Genomic DNA, 20651 nt, shown 5'->3' with positions numbered 1-20651 from the left:
ATAGGTGAATGTAAGATTCATTGAAAGGCGCCTCTACGGCCACGGGCCGTATACATTCAAATCGGTATGACAGCACAAGAATGAGGGACGCAGCGCAGGCAGGCCTGCTGAACGTGTTGCGACCTGAAACAAAAGCTGGATCTTATCGTGGCGTTTGGTCTGCATTCAGGCTAAGCTGAAAGCGCGTTCATGTCAAGCGGTTTTTGGCCGGTTCGCGCTCGGTTTTCCAGGTGGCCGTTCGGGTCTTCGAGTCGGGCAATCCGCATCGTAAGTAAACCGGCTTGACGGTCGGGGTCGCCGGTCTTATTCCCGTCGATGTTCACCGTCAAATTCATCGAGTGCATTGCCAAGCTGGATCAGTGGAACGACCTCGCCAGCGCTTCGAGATTGCCGTTCCATGCCGCCGTAAACAACCACTTTACCAGTCACTTCGGGCAACAGATCCGCGACCCGATTCAGCGCGTCGAAATAGTCGGAATTAACCGTTGCACCGGCCTTGACTTCGACGGCGCAGACTCTTTCGCCGACTCGGTGGAGCACGTCGCACTCCAGACCGCGAACGTCGCGAAAGAAGGACAGGTTGGGCCGTCTGCCGCGATTGAGACGTTGCTTGAGTATCTCCGCGACGACTGTGTTCTCGAACAGTGCTCCGCGGAGAGGATGCGTACTCAGTTGGCCGGCATGCTCGATGCCGATGAGAAAACTCGCAAGTCCCACATCGAAGAAATACAGTTTGGCCGACTTGACCAGCCGCTTTCGGATGTTGGCGTGATAAGGCGAAAGCTGAAAAACGATGTAACTGGCTTCGAGTATCGTGAGCCATTGCCGTACGGTAGTATGGGACACGCCGGCATCCGCTCCCAGCGAGGAAAGATTGACCAGTTGCCCAACACGACCGGCACAAAGACGTACGAACCGCTGGAAACTCGCCAGGTTGCGAATGTCACCGATCCTTCTGACTTCACGCTCGATATATGTTTCAAAGTAATCACCGAGCGCTTGACTCGGATCAAGTCCCTGATCGTGAATACGGGGATAACAGCCCGAAAACAGTATATCGTCGACCATATCGGCCGCTCCCGCCTGCTGCCGTTCGGCCAGCGAAAACGGCAGCAGCCGCAACAGCGCCGTTCGTCCCGCGAGTGACTGGCTGATCGATTTGGACAGTTCGAACTGTTCGCTGCCGGTGAGCACGAACTGTCCGTTTCGGCCTGTCTCGTCGACCAGGACCTGCAGATAGGAAAGGAGTTCGGGAACGCGCTGGATCTCGTCGAGTATCGCCCCGTCGCCGAGTTTCGAGAGAAACCTCCGGGGATCAGTCTCCGCGAAATGACGCTGGTCCGGAGCTTCCAGATTGACGTACTTGAGATCTGGGAAAGTCGAACGGCAGAGCGTCGTCTTGCCAGACTGACGAGGTCCGGTTACGGTGACGACGGGATACTGGTCGAACATTCGGACCAGGACGGGGGTTATTTCACGCCGAATCATCATTTCTGCAATATACCATGTTTTTGACAAATTGCAAGTAGTACTTTCAATTTTACACAAACAGAGGAAAAGATGCAGGCAATGCCGACCTTGTTCGCACCGATGTTTCGCACCCGTGCAGGTCCCTTCCACCCAGCTCGCGCAGGTCCCGCCCGCACTGCCAGACCCCGCTTGACATCCGATAACATTCGATCTAACTTTCAGTGAAAAGTACAGGAGTTCAGGCACCCTATCGAAATCGAGCGCCCGCCGTCGAACGCCCGCCTGCTGGCTGTTTTCGGCAACGCGAGGGAAAGAAAGCAGAAGGGAGTCCGCTATGCTGGATGAAATCCTGGCCCAGGAATATCCGAAACAGGAGACGTTGAAGGACGGTACCAAGGTTACGATCCGCCCGCTCGAAGCGGACGACGTGGAAGCGCTGTACGCCTTCTTCCAGTCGATCCCGCGCAAGGACCGGATCTTCCTTAAAGACGATATCCGCGACAAGAGCATCATCCAGGGATGGTGCAACAACATCGACTGGGACGTCGTCATCCCCATCGTGGCGATCGTGGACGGCGATATCGTCGCCGAGGTCTCGCTGCATCGCGAGCGCCGCGGTTGGAAAAGCCATATCGGCAAGCTCCGCCTCGTAGTACACCCCGATTTCCGCCGCCAGGGGCTGGCCGTCGATATGATCAACGAGTTGATCGCCGTCGCGCTCCACACCGGGTCCATCGAGCAGCTCAACGCCGAGTGCATGGTGGACGTCCAGCGCGGTGCGATCCTCCTGCTGCAGCTCGTGGGGTTCGTGCAGCGGGCCATCCTGCCCGGCCAGGTCCGCGACATCGAGGGAAGCGTGCACGACCTCGCCTTGCTTTCCTACACGCTGCGCGACCAGGAAGACTTCCCCGCGCTGGACTAATCTCGGAGCCGAACCTACACCCGGCGGAAAACCGACGTCCTACCCCTTCACCGCGCCGATCGTGATGCTCCGCACGAAATAAGGCTGGAAGACGAGAAAGAAGGCGATCATGGGCAGGGCCGACACCGCGGCCCCGGCCATGAGCAGGCCGTAGTCTGTGTAGTACTGGTTCTGCAGGGAGTTGAGCCCGACCTGCAGGGTCAGCATCGAGCTTTGGTTGATCACGATCAACGGCCACAGAAAGTCGTTCCACACGCCCATGAACGTGAAGATGGCCAGCACGCCCATCCCAGGCTTCGCCAGCGGCAGGATCACCCGCTGAAACACCCCCCACTCCCCGCATCCATCCATGCGCGCGGCCTCGATGAGTTCCGTGGGCAGCGTCTGCAGGAACTGTTTCATCAGGAAAATGGAAAAGGGCATGATCAGCGCCGGGACGATGAGCGCCTGGTAGGTATTGATCCAGTCCAGTTGGACGATCAGCGCGTAGAGCGGGATGATGGTCAGCTGGCTGGGGATGAACATTAGGCTGATCACCGTCCAGAAGATCGTCTGACGTCCCGGAAAGACCTTCTTGGCCAGCGTGTAACCGGCGAGGGTGCCGAGGAGCACGTTGGATACCGTCACCGTGCCCGTCACGACAAGGGAATTGGCCATCCAGGTGAGGATCTCGGAACCATTGAACAGGCGGGCGAAGTTGATCCACGACGCCGGCGACGGCACCAGGCTCGGTGGAAAAGCGAGGACCACCGACGGGGTCTGGAACGCGGTAACGACGATCCAGTACAGCGGCATCAGCGTCAGCACGGCGAAAAGCGCGAGCAGGATCTTAAAAACGTATTGTAACATATCCTTGTAACAGATCCGTCGTGGTTCGGAGACGTGCGTTTTTGCGATTCGTATCAGTATTCCACGTCGCTGGCCAGCCACTTGTACTGCAGCACGGCGATACCGGCCAGGCTGAGGGAAAGCAGCGTCGCTTCGGCGGCGGCCTTCCCGAAATCGAAGTACTGGAAGGCGTCGGTATAGATCAGATAGACCAGCGTGGTCGTCGCGTAGTCCGGGCCGCCTCCCGTCATCATGAGCACCTGGGTAAATACCTGGAAGGAGGCGATCGTGCTGGTAACGAGCAGGTAGAGCACCGTCGGGCGGAGCAGGGGCAGGGTGATCTTCCAGTACTGTCGCCACGGACCGGCCCCGTCCAGACGCGCCGCCTCGTAGTAGCTGGCCGGAATGCCACCCATTGCGGCGGTCAGCAGCACGATGGCGGCGCCGTGCCCGCCCATGATCGCCATGAACATCAGCGAAGGCAGGGCCATCTGGGGATCGCTGGTCCACAGGTAGGGTCCCAGTCCCGCGTAGGACAATACGTAGTTGAGCAGTCCCCGGGCGGGGTTGAACAGCCAGAGCCAGACCAGGGAGAGGATCGCCCCGGACGTCACCACCGGGAGATAGAAGGCCGATTTGAAGATGACCTGGGCCCAGGCGTATTTCAGTCCGAAGATAACGTAGGCCAGGAACAGCGAGATCAGCAGGCTGGCGGGCACCACTCCGCAGGTGTACAGGACCGTGATGCCCAGCGCCTTCCAGAACAGGTCGTCCGACAGCGCGTAGGCGTAGTTTTCCAGGCCGGTCCAGACCGGTTGTCCCCCGGGAAAGTAGTCGGCGAAACCGAGGAGGATCGTCGCGGCCATGGGCAGCATGTTGAAGACCGCGAAAAGCAGGAGGGGCAGGAGGAGGAACAGATAGGCCCAGCGTTCCCTGAAGATCGTTCGAGTAATGCTCAAGACGATGGGACCCCCCGGCGCTTACTTCGCCGCTTGCTCCGGCGCTTACTCCGCCCCGGCGCTTACTCCGCCCCCGCGCGCAGGCGGCGTTCGATGTCTCTGCGAATGAACCGGTTACCCCGCCTGGCCAGGTCGTCGAGCGCCTTCCCGGGCGTGGCCTGCCGGGACATGGCGGCCTGGAAGGCGCTCAGGGTCATGTTCACCAGGGGGATGCCGTATCCCTGTATGGCGTCCTTCGTGCCGTACCGCGCCACGCGCAGGACGTACTGCTGGAAGGGATCGTCGGCCCAGACGTCCAGTGCGGAATATCTCGTCGGCAGGGTGGACATGGCGTAGGCCGCTTCCCGTTCGTGGCGGGTGTTGGTCAGGAACTTCGCAAGGGCAATGGAGAGTTCTCGCTTTTCCTCGTCCTCCTGCCTGAATACACAGGGGGAATCGGCGACCACGAAGGCGCCGGGATCGACACCCGGCAGAGACGGGTACATCATGGGATAGAGCTCGATAACCCCCTCCTCGATCACGCCGGTCTCCAGCGCGCGCTCGTGGGAACGCCGGGTGCCGTGATGGGCCTGGCGCATCGCGAGCCGGCCCGCATTCCACAGATCGGTTACGTCGTTGTTTCGCAGCCCCGCGGAGCCCGCCGGTACGACGCCGTGCACGTGTTCCAGGTCCACCATGAACTGAAGGGCCTTCACTCCCATCTCGCTGTTGATCACCAGGCTGTCGCCGCTGTCGTTGAACTGCCGCGCGCCGTGCCCCCAGAAAAAAGGCATCTGGTCCTGCTGCGGTGAATTCCGCTGGAAGGGCATGGCGAAGCCGTATACGTCGACCCCTCCGTCGCCGTCGCGGTCGAAGGTCGTCGCGCGGGCGGCGGCGAGGAACTGATCGTAGGTCCAGAGCCGGTCTCCCTCGATCGGGAGCAGATGCACCGCATCCCGTTCCCGGAAGATCTCCAGATTCGCCACCATGTACCGGTTGCCGCCGATGAAGGGCAGGAAATAGTGTTTGCCTTCGTACTCGCTGAATCCGTAGAAGGATCCGAAATCCTTGATGTCTTCTTCGGAGAGATACTCGTCGAAGGCTTCCAGGAGCCCGAAACGGGCGTATTTGAGTGCGATGCCCGACGTGCTGATCAGGACGTCGGGCGGCCGTCCGGAAGCCACGGCGATGTCGATCTTCTGAAACCCGCTGGTCCAGTCGAGCGTCTCGATGTGGATGCGGATCTTCCGGTCCGGATACAAGGCCTTGAAGTCGTGGGCGACCTTGTTGTACCAGTCCTTGACGGTGTACTGCGCCCGCCGCGGGTCATCCAGCGGGACGCCGTCCAGTTCGTGGCCGGTGACGCCGACCCAGTAGTCCTGGGTCCAGAGCGTGAGCCTTATCTCGTCTTCGTCCAGCGGAGCGTCCGCCGCACAGGCGCACAATGCCAGCAGGATCGATCCGATCACGAGTGATTTTGCCATGGTGCAACCCATTTCAGAACAGGCTCAACTGACGGTCGAAATCGGGGGTGGCCGTATCCAGTCCGAGCAGCCGTTTCATCCGGTTGCAGTCGGTGGGTGAATGGCCGGAATAGTAGTTGTTGAAGAACCCGTACAGCGTGTCGACCCGGGGGAGGATGTCGCACTTCAGCCGTTCCGCCCACTTGATGAGATCCTGGGTGCGGTCCACGACGGATTCGCGGAAATGGCCGATGCGCGGGTCTTCCGTATTGCCCATCCACCGGATATAGGTGAAATCCGCGGTGATCTCGGGCACGATCGGCATGATTCTGGGATGGTCCTGCAGGGTCCAGGCCACGCCGTGCGTCCGGAGCAGGTCGAACACCTCCGCCTTGATCCATGACCCGTGCCTGAACTCGAAGGCGAAGCGGAAGTCGCTGGCGGGCAACAGTTTCAGGAATGATCCCACCCGGCTGAACGTCTCTTCGTTGCACCGGAATCCGGGAGGAAGCTGAACGAGCACGCAGCCGAGACGCTCCCCCAGAAGGGCCATGCTGGCCAGGAACGGGGTCAACAGGTCCTCCGTGTCCACCAGCCCCCGTTCATGGGTGATCTCGCCGGGAAGTTTGGCCGTGAAGCGGAACGTCCCCGGGGTGCGGTCGTGCCAGGACGTCACCACCTCCGGCCTGGGGATGAAGTGGAAGGTACTGTCTATTTCGAGGGCGTCGAAGACCCGGGCGTAGTGCTGCAGGAGGACTTTGCGGTCGGCGTCGTGGGGGTAGAAGGATCCGTGCCAGTCCCTGTAGGTCCATCCCATCGTACCGATATGCAGGGAGCCGGGTTCGGGCGTCATTTCCGGGCCGCCGGGTCAGACTCCGACCCGGTCGGTATCGAAGGACTCCAGGTTCTGCGTGATGTCCCGGATGAACCGGGCCGCGTTGAGGCCGTCGATGAACCGGTGGTCGAAGGACAGGCTCAGGAACATCATGGACCGGATGGCCAGTGAATCGTCCGCCTGCACGACGACCTGCTTCTTGACGCTTCCGGTGGCGATGATGCCCGCCTCGGGCTGATTGATGATCGGCGTGCCGAAAAGGGTAGCCCACATGCCCGGGTTCGTCAGGGTGAACGTGCTGCCCTGCAGGTCGTCCGGGGTCAGCTTGCGGTCATGGGCCCGCTTGGCCAGGTCGTGGGCCGCCGCGGCGATTTCCGAGAAGTCCATCTCGTCGGCGTGGCGGATCACCGGTACGACGACGCCCTTTTCCAGTCCGACCGCCAGCCCCATGTTCACGTGCTTCCACTGCAACACCCGGTCGCCGTCCATCGTGGCGTTCAGCATGGGGTTCGCCCGCAGGGCGTCGACGATGGCGGTGATGAAGAACGGGGTCAGCGTCAGCCGGATGCCGGTCTTCTGCTGGAACCGCTCCCTGGCCTCGTCCCGGTAGCGGACGACGTGGGTCATGTCGACTTCCGACACGGAGGTCACGTGGGGGGACACCTGCTTGCTGAGGATCATGTGCCTGGCGATGGTCTTGCGCAGGGTGTCCAGGTTCACGACGCGGGCTTCTTCGGTGCCGGCCGGCCGGGAAACCGACACGTATTCCGATTCGTCTTCCTGTTCCGCGGCCGGTTCGGGAATGCGCGACGCGCGCCGTTCCAGGTAGGAAAGCAGGTCGTCCCGGGTCAGCCGTCCGCCCTTGCCGGTTCCTTCCAGGGATTCGAGCGTGGCCATGTCTATACGCTCTTCCCGGGCGATGCGCAGCACGAGGGGGGAGTAGAACCGGTCGGAACGCCTGCGCCTCAATGGCCCGCCGTCGCCAGCCTCCGCGGCGGGAGTCAGTTCATCGGCCTCGATCGTCTCTACTGCTCCACCGGAATCACCGGCCTGCTCAGCCGCCTCAGCGTCACCTGGTCCGCCGGGTCCGCCTGGTCCGCCTGGTCCGCCCGGTCCGCCCGGTCCGCCCAGTCCGGCGTCCTCGTCATCCCCCGTATCGATGACGCCGATGACTACTCCGATGGCCACGGTCGTCCCCTCGGCCACCCGGATCTCGCTCAGCACGCCGCCCGCGATGGCGGGGATGTCCGTGTCGATCTTGTCGGTGGTGATCTCTACCACAGACTCGTCGCGCTCGATCGGATCGCCGACTTTCTTCAGCCAGCGGATGACCGTTCCTTCTTCCACGCTCTCGCCGAGTCTGGGCATCACGATGTTCACGTAAGGTATCCTCTCAGTGCCTGACGATAGTATCGGACGATGAGTGCCTGCCGGTCAGTAGGCCAAAAGATCCCTCAGGGCCGTGGTCACCTTCTCCGTGTTCGGCAGGAAGTACTGCTCCAGCGGCGGGCTGAAGGGGACGGGCGTGTCGATGGCCGCCAGCCTGCGGACCGGCGCGTCGAGATGCTCGAAGGCTTCCTCGGCCACCACAGCGGCGATTTCACCGCCGAAACCGCCGGTCAGCGTATCTTCATGGACGACCAGGAGCCGGTTCGTCTTCCGGACGGACTCGAGGATGGCCTGCTTGTCGTAGGGCAGCAGCGACCTCAGATCGATCACTTCCGTCTCGACCCCTTCGCTGGCCAGCGTTTCCGCGGCGTCCAGGCTGTGAAAGACCATTTTGCCGTAGGTCACGATCGTCGCGTCGCCGCCCTCCCGCCGGACCGCCGCCTTGCCGATGGGTACGGTATAGTCCTCTTCGGGGATTTCTTCCCGGATCCGGGGAAATCGGTACAGGCCCTTGTGCTCGAAGTACAGTACCGGGTTGTTGTCGCGGATCGAAGACTTGAGCAGGCCTTTCGCGTCGTAGGTCGTAGCCGGCGCCACGACCTTGAGGCCGGGCACTTTGCAGAACCAGGCCTCGGGGTTCTGGGAATGGAAGGGACCGGCGTTGCCGATGGCCCCCGAGGGGCACCGCACCACGAGGGGCACCGCGGCGCCCCAGCGGTAGTGGGTCTTGGCCACGTTGTTGACCAGCTGGTTGAACCCGCAGGTGATGAAATCGGCGAACTGCATTTCGGCCACGGGCCGCATGCCCATGAGTGCCGCACCCATGGCCGCGCCGATGATCACGGATTCGGCGACGGGCGCGTCGATCACGCGGTCCTCACCGAAATCGTCCAGGAAACCCTTCGTGATCTTGAAGGCCCCGCCATAGACGCCGATATCCTCGCCGAGGCAGAAGACGCTTTCATCCCGTTCCATTTCTTCGCGGAGTCCGGACGAAATGGCTTCAAGGTAGGTTACGGGCGGCATGGGCAGGTTCCGGTTGGGGACATCAGTCCGCGTAGACGCCCTGGAGCGCTTCTTCGGGTTCGGGCAAGGGGCTTTGTTCCGCGTAATCGACCGCGTCGTCGACGATGCCCTTGACTTCTTCCTGGATCCCTTCGATTTCCTCACGGGTGAAGTACTTCCGTTCCAGCAGGAGGTTTTCGGCCTTCGTGACCGGATCGTTGTTCCACCCGTCCTCCATGATGTCCTTCGGGACGTAGAAGGCGTCGTCGTGCTGGGCATGGCCGAGCAGCCGCGTGCAACGGGCTTCGATCAGGGTCGGGCCGCCGCCCTCCCGGGCGAGATCCACGGCATCCCTCGTCGCCTTGTACACGGCGCGGACGTCCGTGCCGTCCACCAGCGCGCCTTCGATGCCGTAACCCCGGGCCCGGTCGACGATGTTTTCGCAGGCGTACTCGTAACGGGTGGGCGTGGAGTAGGCGAACTTGTTGTTCTCGACGATCAGCACCATGGGCAAGCTGTGCACGGCCGCGAAGTTGAGTCCTTCGTGGAAATCGCCGATACTCGAACCGCCTTCGCCGATGTAGGTCAGGGAGACCGCCCCGCCGCCACGGACCTTGCTGGCCAGGGCCACGCCCGCGGCCACGGGTATGTTCGCGCCGAGGTGGCTGATCATCCCGACGATGTGGTGATCCCAGTTGCCGCAGTGCATATTGCCGTCTTTGCCGGCGGTCGGTCCGTTGGCCCGACCCAGGTACTGGCACATCATGTCCCGCGCGGTGTGTCCACGGAGGAAGTGAGCGCCGATCACCCGGTGCATGGGGACCAGGATGTCCGCGTCGCCCAGGGCGTAGGCGCTTCCCGCGGCGATGGCCTCGTGGCCCGCGCCGGCGTAGGCCGCGCCCACGAGCCGGCCCTGCCGGAAGAGACGATATACGCGCTCTTCGAATTCCCGCTGAAGGCGCATGGTTTGGTAGAGGATTCGGTAGTCTTCCCGGCCGAGGCCGAGATCGTCCAGGTCGGACGCGGCAAGGTCGGGGTCGGACAGGGCGGGGGCGGTCTCAACGTTCATAACGCCTCCTGGTTACGGTGTGGCGTGTACTGATCATAGTCTCTGCTGCAGTTCGGGCAGGCTCGTCTCCTCGAAAGCCATGCCGAAAACGTCGCCAAGGTTCCGGAGCAGGCTTTTCTCCACCTCCTCCATCGATACCGGCCGTCCGAGCAACCGCTCCATCGAGGTGACCTCGCGGTCGGCGATGCCGCACGGGACGATCCCCTCGTACAGGGAGAGGTCGGGACGCACGTTCAAGGAGAACCCGTGCATGGCGATCCACCAGCTGACCCTGATGCCCAGGGCCGCGACCTTCCGGTCATCCGCCCAAACCCCTGTAATCCCCTCCAGGCGGCGACCCTCGATACCGAAATCTCCCAGGCACCCGATGATCGCGGCCTCGAGATCGCGCAGGTACCGGTAGACGTCCTGGTACCATGCCGCGATATCGAAGATCGTGTACCCCACCAACTGGCCGGGGCCGTGGCAGGTGATGTCTCCGCCCCGGTCCGTTTCGTAAACCCGAATGCCGCGGGTCCAAAGCGTTTCTTCCCCGTAGAGCAGGTGTTCGCTGGCTCTCAGCCGACGACCGATCGTGTACGTGGGAGGGTGTTCGAGCAACAGGAGCACATTGTCGATCAGGCCGGAACGACGCGCCGCAAGCAGACTCCGCTGAAGAGACAGCGCCACGCCGTATTCCATCGTGCCGGTCTGCTTGGCCCGAACAACCCAGCAAGGCAGCACCTGCCCTCCTCATGCACGGCGGCCTCGTATTCCCCAGGCCTTGTACCCCGGACAACCTAAGTTTTGGGGGTCCGTTCTGTCAAGGTTTTTCTCCCTCGACGATGGGTCCGTAGAACTCCACCCGGCGGTCTTCCAGGCGGTCGAGTTCATAGGCCTTGGCCACGTTCACGATGTGCTTCTCCCGGGCGCCGGCAAGGTCCAGGTCGGCGTAGATGATCTCCTCGCGGGACCGGTCTCCTTCGGCCAGCGTGCGCCCGGTGAAATCGACGATCTTGCTCTGTCCGATGAAATTGGTTCCGCGTTCCCGCCCGACCCGGTTCACGGCGATGTAATTGACGCGGTTCTCGAAGGCGCGCGTGTTGACCACGAACTCGGTGTTGCAGTCGGCGCCGACCGGCCAGTTGGTGGGCAGGGCGATCAGTTCCGCGTCATGGAGCATCATCACGCGGGCACTCTCCGGAAACGCCGCGTCGTAACAGATATTGAGCCCGATCTGGCCCACATCCGAATCGTACACGCGAAAAGGGCGGTCGCCGGGGGACAGGAAACGGTCGATCCCGAGATAGGGGAGGTGGATCTTGCGGTAGTGCCCGATCAGTCCGTTGGGCGCGATGAAGGCCGCCGAATTGTATATTATCGACCCATCCGCCTCCAGCAGGCCGATGATGATGTGGAGGTCGAGGTCCCGGCAATGCCGTTCCAGGCGCTCCGTGTAAGGACCGGGAACGGGCTGGGCGTACGCCCGGGCTTCGTCCAGGTCGTAAAAACAGTACCCGGTCAGCGCGCACTCGGGAAACACGGCCAGGTCGGCCCCCTCGCGGGAGGCCGTCTGCATGGCGTCGAACACCCTGGTAAGATTCTGCTCGGTCTCGGCGAGTTTCAAGTCCATCTGCACGCCGGCGACCCGTATGGTATCTGGCATTTCTCCCCCCGTCTGCCTGTAGCCTGTGTTTCGGGATTATACGCCTTCGCGGGCCGGAAGTTGCCGGAAGGGAACGGCCACCCTGATCCTGGCCCTATCCCGGGCCCTTCCGGTATGCCGGCATGGCGCTCAATCCGGTCGAGGAAGGATGGAAGAGCCGGGTCAGGTGGGCTTCGATGACGCCCCGGTTGAGATCGGGGCGCTCCATGCAGGCCACGACCAGTTCGTGGTCCACCCGTTCGGTCATTTCGGCGATGGCCTTCATGCGGTCGATGGAATTGATGAGGGCCTGCCGGATGGGGATGCGCTCCGGGAAGATGTCGATGCCCATGTAACCACGGTAGCCGTACATCTTCAGCGCGTACATGCCGGCGAAGATCTGCTCCGGAGATACGATGCCGACCTGCAGGTCCTGGTCGTAATTACCCAGGGGCTGGCTGTTCCAGTGCGTGTGGGCCAGCCGGCCCTGCCGGAGGATGCGGCTCAGGGCATAGGGGAAATCCTCGAAGCCCATCAGGACGTGGCCGAGTTCCGGATTCAGGCCAACGATGGCGTGGCCCTCGTCCATCAGCGCCCGGTTCCCGGGGGCCCGGAGCCGCTCGTCCACGTTCTGGGCCATCAGGATGCCGTCCGTGGTGTTCCGGTAGATGTTGTTTCCGCGGGGCTCGTATGGCTTGGGTTCAATGGCCGTCCGGATCCCCGGCACGGCGTCCAGCGCCTCGGCCAGGCCCGACTCGAAGAGGTCCCACATGGCGTAGAAATCGGTCCCGAAATTGAGTTCGTAGCCGTCGCCGCCGGGCCACACGACCATGAAGTCCGTGTCCAGTTCCCGGTTCATCCGCAGCGTTTCGATCACCCGGTCGATGGCGGCGCGGCGCGCCTCGGGCACAGGGGAGGACAGGGAGCCGAATTCGAACTGCGCGTCCCAGAAGAGGTTGGGGATCACCGTGATCAGCCGCACGCCCGTGTCCTTTTCCAGTTGCTGGTAGAGATGGGCGTTGTCCTCGTTGATCTCATTGGGATAGTGGGCCTCGATGCCGCACAGGCCGTATTCCGCCAGTTCGCCGGCGATGTCCAGGCGTTCCTCGATGGAATAGGGTTCCATGTAGGCTTCGTGAAACCGGATCTGGGACGGCGAGAAGAACCAGACGCCGGCCGAGATCTTCAGTTCGAACGGAAAACTACCGAGGTGACGCACGAGTTCATCGCCGCTGCGCACCGTTGCCTGGTCCCGAAGGTCTGCGAACATAGCCGTCTCCTGAGGTAAGCGTTAGCCCATGGCGAGTCGTTTTTTCTGCTCATCCAGTATTTTCTGCTGTCGTCTGACACGATCGGGCACCAATCGTTCCCGTGGCGCGGCCGGTATGAAGTCCAGGCGTTCTCTTCCCAGTCCGGAGAGGACGGCCCGTTCCACCGGAGAGAAGTCCTCGGGATCGTCGCGATTGAAATCCATCGGTTCCTTGAGCGCGACCGGGGGATTGGTGATAAAGCGGGCACGGCCTGACGGGTTGCGGGAGGCGGAGTGCAGAATGAACGGATGCAACAGCACGACGTCTCCCGTGTTGCCCGTTATTTCCGCGAAGTCCCTGCAATTTGAAACCAAATGGCCGAAACTGCCGCTGGGCAGCAGGCCCTGTGGATTTTCGTAAAGATGACGCGCGACGTGCCGCACCGAATCACAGGCGACAAACGTGCCGCCGCTTCCGGGTAGTATGTCGGACCATACGACGATTGTCAACAATCCCTGCTCCGGACTGTCCAGGAAGTGCCGGAAGAAATCACCGTCCTTGTGCCAGCCCTGGCTAAGGGTCTCCGGTGGTTCCCATATCTCGTCCGCACCATAGGAGAAGTTGATGATAAAACCATCTCCCCAGGACGTCTGGGTATCTGCCAGCCGGTCTTCACCGCCCAGCAGGTCGCAGATGGCGTCCCATGCCCTCGGCGCGATCTCTCGAATCGGAACCCGGTTCATCGATGGAAGATGCACGCGGGGTTCCTCCCAGGTCGCGGCATCATCGGGATCGTAGCCGAGACGACTGAAGGCGAGCGCGCGCCAGTCGGCGGCCAGTTCTTGTGAAAAACAGTCCCGCAGGACGACATGCCCTCGTCGAATGAAATGGTCTACGTCCGAATCGGTCAGCGCCCTGTAGCTTTTCGTCATGATCTCTCTGGGGTAGTTCCAGCAACCTCTGTGGCCGATACGGTAACGCTGGCCGCCCCGCATCAGCGATGAAGATCGAATCCGGACTGGTTTCCAACAAGATTATAGGAGTGAAAAAAGCACCTGTCAACAGGGAGATACGGCTTCAAAAGAGCGCTTGACATGCGAAGTGAAATCCCCGTATTTTCCACCTTTATCCTGCAGGTTTCCGTGACCTTCCATACCACGCAAAGGAAACGTCCTTGCGCGTTGTCGTAACCGGTGGTGCGGGTTTTCTGGGATCCCATCTGTGCGACCGTCTGCTGGCGGACGGTCACCGGGTCGTCGCCGTGGACAACCTGATCACGGGCCGGACCGTGAACATCTCCCATAACCTGGAAAAAGAAGGATTTACCTATCTCCAGCGGGACGTTTCAAAATACCTGGACATCGAAGGCGAGGTGGACTTCGTCATGCACTTCGCCAGTCCGGCGAGTCCGATCGATTTCGAGCGCGTCCCGATCCAGATCCTGAAGGTCGGCGCCCTGGGCACCCACAACGCCCTCGGCCTGGCCAAGTCCAAGGGCGCGGGCTTCTTCCTCGCGTCCACCTCGGAGGTCTACGGCGACCCGCAGGTCAACCCCCAGCCGGAGAGTTACTGGGGCAACGTCAATCCCATCGGCGTCAGGGGGGTCTACGACGAGGCCAAGCGCTTCGCGGAGGCCCTGACCATGGCCTACCACCGGAAACACGGAATCGACACGCGGATCGTCCGGATCTTCAACACCTACGGTCCCCGGATGCGCCCCGCGGACGGCCGAGTCGCGCCGTCCTTCATCACCAAGGCGCTTCGGGGAGAACCGCTGACGATCTTCGGGGAGGGGCGGCAGACCCGCAGTTTCTGCTACTACGAGGACCTCATGGAAGGCATCGTGCGGTTGGTGCGGTCCGGGGAGCACGACCCGGTGAACATCGGGAACGAGAACGAGATCACCATCCTCGAACTCGCCCACACCATCATCCGCCTTTGCGGATCCGGCAGCGAGATCGTCTTCCGGCCCCTGCCCCAGGACGATCCCCAGCTGCGGCGCCCCGACACGACACGGGCGCGGGAGATCCTGGGCTGGGAAGCCGCGGTCTCCCTCGAAGAAGGCATGAAGAAGACCATCGCGTATTTCAGATCCCTGGACGGGAACGCCTGATCTGGCGCCCGACGGAAAGGACCCCGGCCGATGACGACGAGCGGCACCGCGCAGCACGCAACCGATGAAGGACCCGGGCAGGTACGCATAGAAGCCTTCCAGGAGGGCCGGGAGAAGATCCTGGGTGAAGTGCGCAAGGTGATCACCGGCCAGGAGGAAATCCTGGAACAGGTGCTGATCGCCCTGTTCGCGGGAGGGCACTGCCTCGTGACCGGCGTGCCCGGCCTGGCAAAGACCCTGCTCATCAAAACCTTCGCCGAGGTGCTGGACCTGGAGTTCCGGCGCATCCAGTTTACCCCGGACCTCATGCCGGCCGACATCACCGGGACCGAGATCCTGGAAGAGGACAAGGCCACGGGACAGCGCTCGCTGACCTTCATCAAGGGGCCGATCTTCGGCAACATCGTACTGGCGGACGAGATCAACCGGACGCCGCCCAAGACCCAGGCCGCCCTGCTTGAAGCCATGCAGGAGCACCGCGTGACCGCCGGCCGCACGACGTTTCGGCTGGATGAACCCTTCTTCGTCCTCGCCACCCAGAACCCCATCGAGCTGGAGGGGACCTATCCCCTGCCCGAGGCGCAGCTCGACCGGTTCATGTTCAACATCCACATCGACTACCTCGAGGAAGACGACGAAGTGGCCGTGGCCCGTACCACGACCTCCGCCGAGACGGTCTCGGTCGATACCGTCCTGTCGGGAGAGGTGGTCCGGGATTACCAGCGCCTGGTCCGGGAAGTCCTGGTCTCCGAACAGGTCGCCCGGTACGCCGTTCGCCTGGCATCCGCGAGCAGGCCATCCGGCGAGGAAGCGCCCGAATTCGTGAAGAACTGGGTTTCCTGGGGGGCCGGCCTGCGCGCCTCCCAGTACCTGATCCTGGGCGCCAAGGCCAGGGCCCTGCTCGACGGCCGGGGACACGTTTCCTGCGACGACATCCGCGCGCTCGCCCATCCGGTCCTGCGGCACCGGATCCTGACCAATTTCTACGCGGAGGCGGAGAAGATCACCTCCGAGGGCATCGTCGACCTGCTGCTCGAGACCGTACCGGCGCCGCAGTCCGGCATGTGAGTCGGCCCGCAGTCCGGCATGGAACCCGGCGAGCAACCCTCATCCCAGCCATTGGCACCGACATGACCGAAGTCCCCCGCTTCCTCGATCCGAGCACCCTCTCCAGTCTCTCCTCCATGGAAATGCGCGCCCGCATCGTGGTCGAAGGGTTCGTATCCGGCCTCCACAAGAGCCCGTACCGGGGCTTCGGCGTGGAGTTCGTGGAATACCGGCAGTATACGCCGGGCGACGACATCCGTCACGTGGACTGGAAAGCCGTGGCGCGGTCGGACCGGTACTACGTCAAGGAATACGAGGACGAGACGAACCTGCAGTGCGTGATACTCCTCGACCGCAGCGCGTCCATGGGTTACGGCGGACAGCGGAACCCAGCACTTGACAAGCTCGAATACGGATCCTATCTCGCGGCTTCCCTGGCGTATCTCATTCTGCGGCAGGGGGACGGGGTGGGACTCGTCACCTTCGACCAGGTCGTACACGACTACCTGCCGCCCAGTTCGAAGAATACCCAGTGGCTCGCCATCCACTCGACCCTGGATGAGCTGCGCGCGGACGAAGGCACCGATTTGGGAAGACCCCTGCACGAACTCGCCGAATCGATGCCGAGGCGGGGACTGGTCATCCTCATTTCCGATCTGATCGACGACGTCGAGCAGATGATGAACGCCCTGATGCACTTTCGCTTCAAGGGTCATGAAGTGCTGGTCTTTCACATCGTCGACCGGGAAGAACTCACCTTCCCTTTCAGCGAAACCGCGCGGTTCGACGACCCGGAAACCGGCGAAAGGATCACGGTGGCTCCGTCGGCCATACGGGCGGACTACCTGGCAGCGGTGGAGGAATTCATGGAATCGATCAGGACCGGATGCGCGAAGATCCAGGTCGACTATGAGCGCATGGAGACCGACCGGCCGCTGGATTTCGCGCTTTTTTCCTATCTGAGCAGGCGCATGGTGAAACGTTAAGCTTCACCCGCGCATCGCCCCGCAGGTACGCGTCATGGACCTGGCCTTCCTGAACCTCACGTTCCTCTTCGGCGCGCTGGGCGCTGCCGTCCCGCTGATCCTGCACCTGGTGCGAAGGCAGCGGGCCGGGATCCACGTCTTCAGCATGGTCCGTTTCCTCATTTCGTCCCAGCGGTCCATCGTCCGCCAGCAGCGATTTCGCCGTCTCTTGCTGCTGCTGCTGCGCATGGCGGCCTGCGCGCTGCTGGCCGTGATTTTCGCGCGGCCCTTCCTCCGGGATCAGGACGAAACCGTTTTCGCGGGCACCCAGCCTGAAGCGGTGGCCATTCTGGTCGATACCTCCTACAGCATGGGATACGGGAACCGCATCGCCCTGGCGAAGCGGCGGGCGGCCGAAATCCTGAACGATCTGCAGACCGGCGACCAGGTGGCGCTGCTGACCTTCGCCGTCCAGGCGCGGGTCATCCGGGAACTCGGGTCGAGCCACTCCGAACTGCCCGTCCTGGTGGACTCCGAGGTCAGCGCGACATTCCAGGCGACGGACTACGTGGAAGCGCTGCGCGCCGCCGACGACCAGCTGAGCGGGTCGGACTTCGACCGCCGGACGGTCTACCTCGTTTCCGATTTCCAGCAGTCCGGCTGGAATCCACGGTCCGGCGGATGGAAGCTCGGTCCGGGCGTCCAGCTCCGGATGATCGACGTGGGGGACGCGCAGGACGACAATTCCGCCGTCACCGGCGTGGAGATCCCTACCGTTGCAGGCATGGAATCTTCGGCCGCCGCCAGCGTGGAATCTTCGGGCTCGCCGGCCAGCGAGGGTCGCGCGCTGTCCGCGGACGGCCGTACCCTGGACGTGGCCGTCCGGATCCGGAACTTCGGACAGGCGCCCTTTCGGGACGAGGTGACACTCCGGGTCAACGGGATCGAGACCGGCAAACGGCGGATCGACATTCCCCCGCACTCCGGACGGGTGGAGATCTTCCGGCAGACTTTCGGATCGGCCACGAATACGGGTGAGGTGATACTGGGAGAAGACGGGCTCCCGGTGGACAACCGGTTCTACTTCACCGTGAATGCGCCTACGCCCGTGCGGGTCCTCTGCCTGGAGGAAAGATCGCGGCCGGACCGCCCGTCGGAGGCCGCGTACTACCTGTCCCAGGCGCTGTCGCTGCGCCGGGACCCGCCGGTCGTCGTGGACGTGCTGTCCCCGGACGCGTTGACCGCGATAGATACATCGGAATACGACGTGGTCATCTCGGCCAACCTGTCCGTCCTGCCGCGGGCCTCGAAGGACAGGCTGACCGGGTACGTGCTATCGGGCGGCAGTCTGATAATCGCCTTGAATCCCGCCGTATCTTCGGGTATATTCAATTCATCTTTCGGCGAACTGCTGCCTGGACGCATCGCATCGCTTTCGTCGCCGGACAGCCCGCGAGACCGAGACCGGTACCGGTTGCTGACGGACGTGAATTATCAGCACCCTGTCTTCCAGCCCTTTTCCGGTCCCCGTCACGGTGATTTCGGTACGGTACGGTTCTTCCGCACGGCACGGTTCGACCCCGACTCCTCGGCGTCAGTCCCGGCTCGATTCGATGACGGCGCCGCCGCCGTAGCAGAAAAGCCCCTGGGAAACGGCCGCACGTTCCTGGTCCTTTCCACTTTCGACCTTGCGTGGACCGATTTTCCCATACGGGAGGTATTCGTTCCGTTTCTGTACGAGAGTATAGACTACCTGGCCTCCCGGGGAACGTTACACGAGCGCGGTGCCGGGTTGTACCGCCTGGCGGGGGAGGCCGTCAGACTGCCGGACGGCGCGCAACACGTGGAACTTCCATCCGGCGAACAGGTCCCGGTGGAAACGTCCCGGTCGGGCAGGAAGCTGTTCACGCAGACGCGGCAACCGGGGTTGTACCGGGTGCAGTCGGCGGGAGGGCGGCAGACCTTCGCGGTCAACCTCGACACCCGTGAATCCGACTTCACCAGGTTGGACCCTCAAGCCTTCGCCGCGGCGCTGATCAATCCCGTGGCCGTGAGTCCGGAAGTACGGGAAACCGAGTCGCAGGACCGGCTGGCCCGGGACGCCGAGGTTGAACGCCGCCAGGGAATCTGGTGGATCCTGGGATTCACACTCATCGCCCTGGTTCTCGGAGAGACCCTGTTGGCGAATCGAACGCACAGGTGATCCATGTCGACGGAACGATCCATCCTTCAAGATGCCCTGTGTAGCGTACTCCGCCGCTGGCGTGCCATGCTGGTCATCCGCGGCGTCTCGGTCATCGCGATCGCCGGGGTCATGCTCTTCCTCATCGGCGTGACGGTCGTTCATCTCCTCGACCCCACAGGACTGGCCAGGATCCTCTACCTGTCCGCCGCCGCGGGGATCCTCGGCTGGCTTGCTTTCAGGTTTCTGCTCGCGCCGCTCCGCCAATCACCCACGGACCTGCAGGTCGCCCGTTATATTGAAGAACGTCATCCCGCGCTGAACGACGCCCTGGTCAGCGCCGTGGAATACGGCGACACGCACCTCCGGCGACCGCAGAAGGACCTGATGGACCAGGTGCTGGAGTACGTCGCCGGTTACACCGAGCAGATCGAATACAAGAAGATCGTGGACCGCAGGCGCCACGCCCGCCTCCAGGCTGCCGCGGCCGGCGCCGTCCTGGTCCTCGCCGTCATGATCTTGCTGGAACCCGGTTATTTCGGCCGGTCCGCCCTCCGGCTGGTGTCGTGGACCCAGTTGGAACCGGCCTTGCCCGGCGGCATACGCGTGGAACCCGGCGACGTAAGGATAAGTCGTGGACACAGTCTGACCGTCACCGCCATCCTGGGCAGCGGTCTTGCCCCGGACCCTAGCCTGTTCGTCCGGTTCGGACAGGACGAAGACTGGTCGACGCTGGACCTGTATACGACAGACAGTGAGCGGACCTTCGCCGGCGACATCCACGGGATCGGCGAGAACGCTCGGTACTATGTGGCCGTGGCCGGAACCCGGTCGAGTGAATTCCAGATTACCGCCATCGATCCGCCCTACGTCGAACGGATCGACGCCAGGTACGACTTCCCGGATTACATGGATCTCGTCTCGAAGACCGAGGAAGACCGCGGAGACATCACTGCGCCGGTAGGCACGCGGGTCGCCCTGCGCATCACCGCGAGCAAACCGGTGGTATCCGGCGCGATGCGCTACAGCGACGGCCGGTCCCTTGAACTGGAAGTGGCCGGGGAGGATCTCGAGGGTGCCTTCGTCGTGCGCGAGGACCTTTCCTATTCGATACACGTGGTGGATTCGGACGGCATCGCGAACGACGATCCGGTGGAGTATTACGTCCGGGCGCTGCAGGACCGCGCGCCCCGAGTGACCATCCTCGAACCGGAGCGAGACACGCGGGTTTCCCCGGTCGATGAAGTCATGATACGCGCCGAGGCCGAGGATGATTTCGGCCTGGCGTCCTTTTCGCTCAACTACGCGGTGAACGGCGGTGACGAAGTCGTCGTGGACCTGGGCGCAATGCAGCGCGAATCAAGCGGCACGGTCTGGGAGGGAGAACACGTGGTTTACCTCGAGAACCTCGGGGTCCAGCCGGGCGATTTCGTCGCCTACTACGCGGAGGCGGACGACCGCAGGACCGAAGCCGGCACCTCCGCGACGGATATCTACTTTATCGAGATCAAGCCATTCGATGCAACCTACCGCCAGGCTGAAGGTGGAGGC

18 protein-coding genes are annotated in these 20651 nt (G+C 62.7%); 6 read left to right on the top strand and 12 right to left on the bottom strand.

Annotated elements, in window-relative coordinates; genetic code table 11:
• Positions 1-303: 303 nt before the first annotated feature.
• On the bottom strand, positions 304-1488 hold the full coding sequence (locus tag F4Y38_04740) for an ATP-binding protein (protein MXY48593.1): 1185 nt from the start codon (positions 1486-1488) through the stop codon (positions 304-306).
• 316 nt (positions 1489-1804) lie between these two features.
• On the opposite strand from F4Y38_04740, the gene F4Y38_04735 reads away from it, so the two are divergent.
• On the top strand, positions 1805-2392 hold the full coding sequence (locus tag F4Y38_04735) for a GNAT family N-acetyltransferase (GenBank protein MXY48592.1): 588 nt from the start codon (positions 1805-1807) through the stop codon (positions 2390-2392).
• Positions 2393-2431: 39 nt separating this feature from the next.
• Here F4Y38_04735 and F4Y38_04730 read toward each other — a convergent pair whose 3' ends face one another.
• The 11 genes from F4Y38_04730 to F4Y38_04680 all read right to left on the bottom strand — a co-directional run bounded on the left by F4Y38_04730 (position 2432) and on the right by F4Y38_04680 (position 13725).
• Entirely contained in the window at positions 2432-3241 is an 810-nt protein-coding gene (locus F4Y38_04730; protein MXY48591.1) for a carbohydrate ABC transporter permease, read from the bottom strand.
• Positions 3242-3294: 53 nt separating this feature from the next.
• A complete protein-coding gene (locus F4Y38_04725; GenBank protein MXY48590.1) occupies positions 3295-4179 on the bottom strand; it encodes a sugar ABC transporter permease in 885 nt (294 codons plus the stop codon).
• Between the two features lie 62 nt (positions 4180-4241).
• The gene (locus tag F4Y38_04720) at positions 4242-5654 is read right to left on the bottom strand and encodes an extracellular solute-binding protein (GenBank protein ID MXY48589.1); all 1413 of its coding nucleotides are present in this window, start codon (positions 5652-5654) and stop codon (positions 4242-4244) included.
• A 1-nt stretch (position 5655) separates the two neighbouring features.
• A complete protein-coding gene (locus F4Y38_04715; GenBank protein ID MXY48588.1) occupies positions 5656-6474 on the bottom strand; it encodes a DUF72 domain-containing protein in 819 nt (272 codons plus the stop codon).
• A 15-nt stretch (positions 6475-6489) separates the two neighbouring features.
• On the bottom strand, positions 6490-7836 hold the full coding sequence (locus tag F4Y38_04710) for a 2-oxo acid dehydrogenase subunit E2 (protein ID MXY48587.1): 1347 nt from the start codon (positions 7834-7836) through the stop codon (positions 6490-6492).
• 54 nt (positions 7837-7890) lie between these two features.
• Positions 7891-8871, bottom strand: a complete 981-nt coding sequence (locus F4Y38_04705) for an alpha-ketoacid dehydrogenase subunit beta (GenBank protein ID MXY48586.1) — start codon at positions 8869-8871, stop codon at positions 7891-7893.
• A 22-nt stretch (positions 8872-8893) separates the two neighbouring features.
• Positions 8894-9919 carry a thiamine pyrophosphate-dependent dehydrogenase E1 component subunit alpha gene (locus F4Y38_04700; GenBank protein MXY48585.1) on the bottom strand — a complete coding sequence of 342 codons (1026 nt, stop codon included), beginning with the start codon at positions 9917-9919 and terminating at the stop codon, positions 8894-8896.
• 33 nt (positions 9920-9952) lie between these two features.
• On the bottom strand, positions 9953-10642 hold the full coding sequence (lipB, locus tag F4Y38_04695; GenBank protein ID MXY48584.1) for a lipoyl(octanoyl) transferase LipB: 690 nt from the start codon (positions 10640-10642) through the stop codon (positions 9953-9955).
• Between the two features lie 79 nt (positions 10643-10721).
• Positions 10722-11552: a carbon-nitrogen hydrolase family protein gene (locus F4Y38_04690; GenBank protein MXY48583.1), complete on the bottom strand. Its 831-nt coding sequence runs from the start codon at positions 11550-11552 to the stop codon at positions 10722-10724.
• Between the two features lie 106 nt (positions 11553-11658).
• On the bottom strand, positions 11659-12813 hold the full coding sequence (locus tag F4Y38_04685; GenBank protein ID MXY48582.1) for a TIM barrel protein: 1155 nt from the start codon (positions 12811-12813) through the stop codon (positions 11659-11661).
• 21 nt (positions 12814-12834) lie between these two features.
• Complete coding sequence (locus F4Y38_04680) at positions 12835-13725, bottom strand: phytanoyl-CoA dioxygenase family protein (protein ID MXY48581.1); 891 nt, start codon at positions 13723-13725, stop codon at positions 12835-12837.
• 242 nt (positions 13726-13967) lie between these two features.
• On the opposite strand from F4Y38_04680, the gene F4Y38_04675 reads away from it, so the two are divergent.
• The 5 genes from F4Y38_04675 to F4Y38_04655 all read left to right on the top strand — a co-directional run.
• Positions 13968-14906, top strand: coding sequence for an SDR family oxidoreductase (locus tag F4Y38_04675; GenBank protein ID MXY48580.1), 939 nt, complete (start codon positions 13968-13970; stop codon positions 14904-14906).
• Between the two features lie 30 nt (positions 14907-14936).
• Positions 14937-15974, top strand: a complete 1038-nt coding sequence (locus F4Y38_04670; protein MXY48579.1) for an AAA domain-containing protein — start codon at positions 14937-14939, stop codon at positions 15972-15974.
• 62 nt (positions 15975-16036) lie between these two features.
• Positions 16037-16939 (top strand): DUF58 domain-containing protein, encoded by a 903-nt coding sequence (locus tag F4Y38_04665; GenBank protein ID MXY48578.1) that lies wholly within the window; start codon positions 16037-16039, stop codon positions 16937-16939.
• A gap of 34 nt (positions 16940-16973) precedes the next feature.
• The gene (locus F4Y38_04660) at positions 16974-19121 is read left to right on the top strand and encodes a VWA domain-containing protein (protein MXY48577.1); all 2148 of its coding nucleotides are present in this window, start codon (positions 16974-16976) and stop codon (positions 19119-19121) included.
• 3 nt (positions 19122-19124) lie between these two features.
• On the top strand, positions 19125-20651 hold a 1527-nt coding region (locus F4Y38_04655; protein MXY48576.1), incomplete at its 3' end, for a DUF4175 domain-containing protein.

The sequence above is a fragment of the Gemmatimonadota bacterium genome (genome assembly GCA_009838645.1).
In the GTDB taxonomy this organism is placed as follows: Bacteria; JAAXHH01; JAAXHH01; order JAAXHH01; family JAAXHH01; genus JAAXHH01.
The sequence above is the reverse complement of the archived record's forward strand: the minus strand, read 5'-3'. Positions and strand labels throughout refer to the sequence as shown.